The organism is Streptomyces sp. NPDC104202, from assembly GCF_055584185.1.
On record NZ_JBVJMN010000003.1, the window covers coordinates 183039 to 187598 of the forward strand.

Here is a 4560-nt window from a genome sequence, read left to right on the forward strand (position 1 = left end):
ACCAAACCCATCCCCTTTGTGAAAGTCACCCACCCCCCCCGGTGCCCTTCCCCCCCCCCCCCCGCCCCCCCCCCCCGCGGTCATTCCGCCGGCGTCCCCCCGACGACCAGCTCCGCCGCGCGCTCCGCGCACCCCCAGGCCACCGTCACCCCGGCGCCCCCGTGCCCGTAGTGGTGCACCAGCCGCCCGCCGCCCGGCAGCGCCACCGCCTCGATCCGCACCCCGCCCGCCCGGGCCGGCCGCAGCCCCACCCGGTGACCGAGGACCCGCGCACCCGCGATCTCCGGCCTGACCCGCGCGCAGCGCGCCACGATCGCCGCCGCCGTCGCCGCGTCGGGAGCGAGCCGCTCGTCACCCTCCTCGGCCGTCCCGCCCAGGATCAGCCGCCCGGGCTGCGGGAAGAAGTAGGTCGTCTCGCTCGACCCGGCGTCGGCCGCCGTGAACCACTCCTCGATCCCCGGGTTCTCCACGAGCACCAACTGCCCCCGCACCGGCCGCAGGGCGGGATCCGGCACGAGGTCCCGTGCCGCGCCCCCGGTGCAGTCCACGACCACCCGGGCCGCGGCCGCCGCCTCCCCGAAGCCGCTCACCGCACGCCGCTCGAACACGCCGCCCGCGGCCTCGAACCGGCCCCGCAGCCACGCCAGATGGACCGGCATGTCGATCAGCGGGAGCCTCGCCGCCAGCCCGGTGCCGTACGGCCCCGGCACCTCCTCCGGGGACAGCTGCCGCAGCCCCGGCACCCGCCGCGCCCACGCACCGAGACCGTCCAGGGCCGTGTCCGCGTGCACACCCGGCACCAGACGCACCCCCGTCCGCTCCGGATCGGCGGCCGCCTCCTCGTACACCCGCAGCGAGACGAGCGCCCAGTCGCCCGCCTCGGCCGCGGGCTCCACGCGGTACGGCCACCACAGCGCCCCGGCCACGGCGGACGTCGTCGCCGTGACGTCGTCCCGGGACCAGAGCCGCACCCGGAGCCCCCGCTCCGCCAGCGTCAGCGCCGTCGTCAGCCCGATGACCCCGCCGCCCACCACGATCACGTCGCTCTCCATGGCCCGGACCGTACCGGGACCGGGACATTTCCGGGACGGCGCGGCCACGGAAGACGGAAATACTCGAGACATGCCCGCCCCGCACTCCTCCCTCGACCTCGCCGGCACCGACCGTCCGGGCGCCGGCCCCGCCCCGCACCGCGACTTCCTGGTGGACGGCCGGACCCTCCTCCACCGGCTCGACGAGGTCGACGGCGTCGACGCCGTCTCGCCGCTGGCGGCGGACCTCCCGCCCACCGTCCGGGACCGGGACGTCCGCGGCCTCCTCGCGGCCGACGGGAGCCGCAGGGTGATCCACTCCTGCCCGGAGTGCGACGACCCGGGCTGCGGAGCCGTCACGGCCGTGGTCGAGCGGGCCGGGGAGGACGTGGTGTGGCGCGACCTCGCCTGGCAGACCGGCCCCGGCGTGGACCCGGAGCGGGACGTGTACCCGGGCGTCGGCCCCTTCCGCTTCCGGGGCGCCGCCTACCGGGCGCTGCTCCGCCGGACGCTCGGCGAGACGGCCGGGGAGCCGGCGGACCTCCCCGCCGGCGGAGCGGACGGCGCCGGCCCGCTGCCGACCCCTCGGGCGGCGTGACCCCGCGGAGGGCCCCGTAGGATTCATCCCCTGATGACTGCAACCCTCGTCGCCAAGGACCTCGCCGCCGGCCACGGCGAACGCACCCTCTTCGCCGGGCTCGACCTCGTCGTCGCCCCCGGCGACGTCATCGGCCTCGTCGGCGTCAACGGCGCCGGCAAGTCGACCCTGCTGCGGCTGCTCGCCGGACTGGACGTCCCGGAGGAGGGCGAGCTGCGGCTCTCCCCGCCCACCGCGTCCGTCGGCCACCTCCCGCAGGAGCCGGAGCGGCGCCCGGGCGAGACCGTGCGCGAGTTCCTCGCCCGCCGCACCGGCGTCGCCGCCGCCCAGACCGCCATGGACGAGGCCACCCAGGGCCTCGTCGACGGCACTCCCGGCGCCGACGACGCGTACTCGGTCACCCTGGAGCGCTGGCTGAACCTCGGCGGCGCCGACCTCGACGAGCGGGCGGACGAGGTGGCGGACTCCCTCGGTCTCACCGTCGGCCTCGACCAGCCCATGACCTCCCTCTCCGGCGGCCAGGCGGCCCGCGCCGGCCTCGCCTCGCTCCTCCTCTCGCGCTACGACGTCTTCCTGCTCGACGAGCCCACCAACGACCTCGACCTCGACGGCCTGGAGCGGCTGGAGGCGTTCGTGAAGGGGCTGCGCGCCGGCACCGTCGTCATCAGCCACGACCGCGAGTTCCTCACCCGCACCGTCACCAAGGTCCTCGAACTCGACCTGGCCCAGCAGCAGATCACCCTCTACGGCGGCGGCTACGACGCCTACCTCGACGAGCGGGACACCGCGCGGCGCCACGCCCGCGAGGACTACGAGGAGTACGCGGGCAAGAAGGCCGCCCTGGAGGCGCGCGGCCACATGCAGCGCTCCTGGATGACGCAGGGCGTCAAGAACGCCCGCCGCAAGGCCACCGACGGCGACAAGCTCGGCCGCAACGCCCGCAGCGAGGCCAGCGAGAAGCAGGCCGCCAAGGCCCGCCAGACCCAGCGCATGATCGAACGCCTCGACGTCGTCGACGAGCCCCGCAAGGAGTGGGAGCTGCGCATGGAGATCGCCTCCGCGCCCCGCTCCGGCTCCGTCGTGGCGACCCTGCGGGAGGCCGAGGTCCGCCGCGGCGACTTCTCCTTCGGGCCCGTCACCCTCCAGATCGACTGGGCCGACCGCGTCGCGGTCACGGGTGCCAACGGCGCCGGCAAGTCGACCCTCCTCGCCGCCCTCCTCGGCCGCCTCCCGCTGGACTCCGGCGACACCGCCCTCGGCCCGGGCGTCGTCGTCGGCGAGGTCGACCAGGCCCGCAAGCTCTTCCACGGCACCGAGACGCTCCTGGAGGCGTTCTGCGCGGCCGTGCCCGACACCGAGCCCGCCGAGGTCCGGACGCTCCTCGCCAAGTTCGGCCTCAAGGCCGACCACGTGCTGCGCCCCGCGACCACGCTCTCCCCGGGCGAACGCACCCGCGCCGCGCTCGCCCTGCTCCAGGGCCGCGGCGTGAACCTGCTCGTCCTCGACGAGCCGACCAACCACCTCGACCTGCCCGCCATCGAGCAGCTGGAGTCCGCGCTCGACTCCTACACCGGCACCCTGCTCCTGGTCACCCACGACCGGCGCATGCTCGACGCCGTCCGCACCACCCGCCGCGTCGAGGTCGCCGGCGGCAAGGTCACCGAACTCTGATGACCGTCTCCTTCGGCTGGGGGCCCGTCGCGGCACGGGCCCTCGCCCCGGCGGCCGCCTGCGTGGTCGTCGTCGACGTGCTGTCGTTCACCACCGCGGTCGGCGTCGCCGTCGAGGCCGGCACGGCCGTCCACCCCTACCGGTGGCGCGACGCCACGGCCGCCGCCCACGCCGACCGCGTCGGGGCCACCCTCGCCGTCGGCCGCCGGGAGGCCACCCCCGAGCACCCCTGGTCGCTCTCCCCGGCCGCCCTGCGGGCCGCCCCGGCCCCCGCCCGGCTGGTCCTGCCGTCCCCGAACGGCTCCACGATCGCGGCGGAGGCCGGCGGGACGACCGTCGTCGCCGCCTCCCTGCGCAACCGCACCGCCGTCGCCCGCTGGCTCGCCGACCGCGGGTACGGCACGGCCGGGCGCCCCCTGGCCGTCATCGCCTCCGGCGAACGGTGGCCCGACGGCTCGCTGCGCCCGGCGCTGGAGGACCTGCTGGGCGCGGGAGCGGTGCTTGCCGCCCTGGCGGGCAGGGGCACACCGACCCCCGAGGCGACCGCCGCGGCGACGCTGTGGTCGGCCACCGAGGACCCGGTCGCCGCCTTGCACGGCTGCGACTCGGGCCGTGAACTGTACGAGTACGGCTATCCGCAGGACGTGGAGGTGGCCGCCGAGACCGACAGCTCGACGACCGTTCCCGTCCTCGTGGACGGCGCTTTCCAGGAGGCAGCAGCATGACCGACGCCCTTTCCCGCCTGATCGGGATGCTCGACGACCTCGACGCGGACGTCGACGAGACCATCGACCTCGCCGACGAGGTCGCCGCCTCCGGAGACACCGGCCTGCTGCCGCGTCTGCGCACGGAGCTGGACCGTGCCCTCGCCGAGCGCAACGGCTACGCCCGCGAGCTCCTCGGCGGCGTCGTCGCCGCCCTCGGCGGCACGGAGGCCCTGCCGACCCTGATCCGGGCGTCCGCCGTCGACCTCGGCGACGACCAGGACGGCCTGGCCGCCGAGATCGTCGAGCTCGTCCAGGCCGATCCGAAGACCGCCCGGAGCGTGCTCCAGCCCCTCACGGACGACGACGACCTCTCCGTCGCCCACCGCGCCGACTGGGCCCTGCGCTTCCTCCCGTGACGACAGGCGGCCCTCCCGGGCCGCCACCACCGCCACCGCGGCCGTTCGCACGGCCCGCACGTCCCGGGGGGGGGGGGGGGCGGGAGGGGGGGGGGGGGGGGTTCCTGGGGATCTTTCCTTCGGCAAAGGAGGGTTGG

General features: G+C 76.4%; 5 protein-coding genes. 4 read left to right on the forward strand and 1 reads right to left on the reverse strand.

Annotation, left to right across the window (positions count from 1 at the left end; translation table 11 throughout):
• Window positions 1-80 precede the first annotated feature (80 nt).
• Window positions 81-1052 (reverse strand): FAD-dependent oxidoreductase, encoded by a 972-nt coding sequence (locus ACZ60W_RS03460; protein ID WP_469753661.1) that lies wholly within the window; start codon window positions 1050-1052, stop codon window positions 81-83.
• A 70-nt stretch (window positions 1053-1122) separates the two neighbouring features.
• On the opposite strand from ACZ60W_RS03460, the gene ACZ60W_RS03465 reads away from it, so the two are divergent.
• Genes ACZ60W_RS03465 through ACZ60W_RS03480 form a run of 4 tightly spaced genes read left to right on the forward strand, consistent with a single transcriptional unit; the run spans window position 1123 to window position 4423 of the window.
• Complete coding sequence (locus tag ACZ60W_RS03465) at window positions 1123-1629, forward strand: hypothetical protein (RefSeq protein WP_469753662.1); 507 nt, start codon at window positions 1123-1125, stop codon at window positions 1627-1629.
• Window positions 1630-1662: 33 nt separating this feature from the next.
• Complete coding sequence (locus ACZ60W_RS03470) at window positions 1663-3300, forward strand: ABC-F family ATP-binding cassette domain-containing protein (protein WP_469753663.1); 1638 nt, start codon at window positions 1663-1665, stop codon at window positions 3298-3300.
• The gene (locus ACZ60W_RS03475; RefSeq protein ID WP_469753664.1) at window positions 3300-4025 is read left to right on the forward strand and encodes a 2-phosphosulfolactate phosphatase; all 726 of its coding nucleotides are present in this window, start codon (window positions 3300-3302) and stop codon (window positions 4023-4025) included. The genes ACZ60W_RS03470 and ACZ60W_RS03475 overlap by 1 nt, the downstream gene beginning before the upstream one ends.
• Window positions 4022-4423, forward strand: a complete 402-nt coding sequence (locus tag ACZ60W_RS03480; RefSeq protein WP_469753665.1) for a hypothetical protein — start codon at window positions 4022-4024, stop codon at window positions 4421-4423. The genes ACZ60W_RS03475 and ACZ60W_RS03480 overlap by 4 nt, the downstream gene beginning before the upstream one ends.
• Window positions 4424-4560 lie beyond the last annotated feature (137 nt).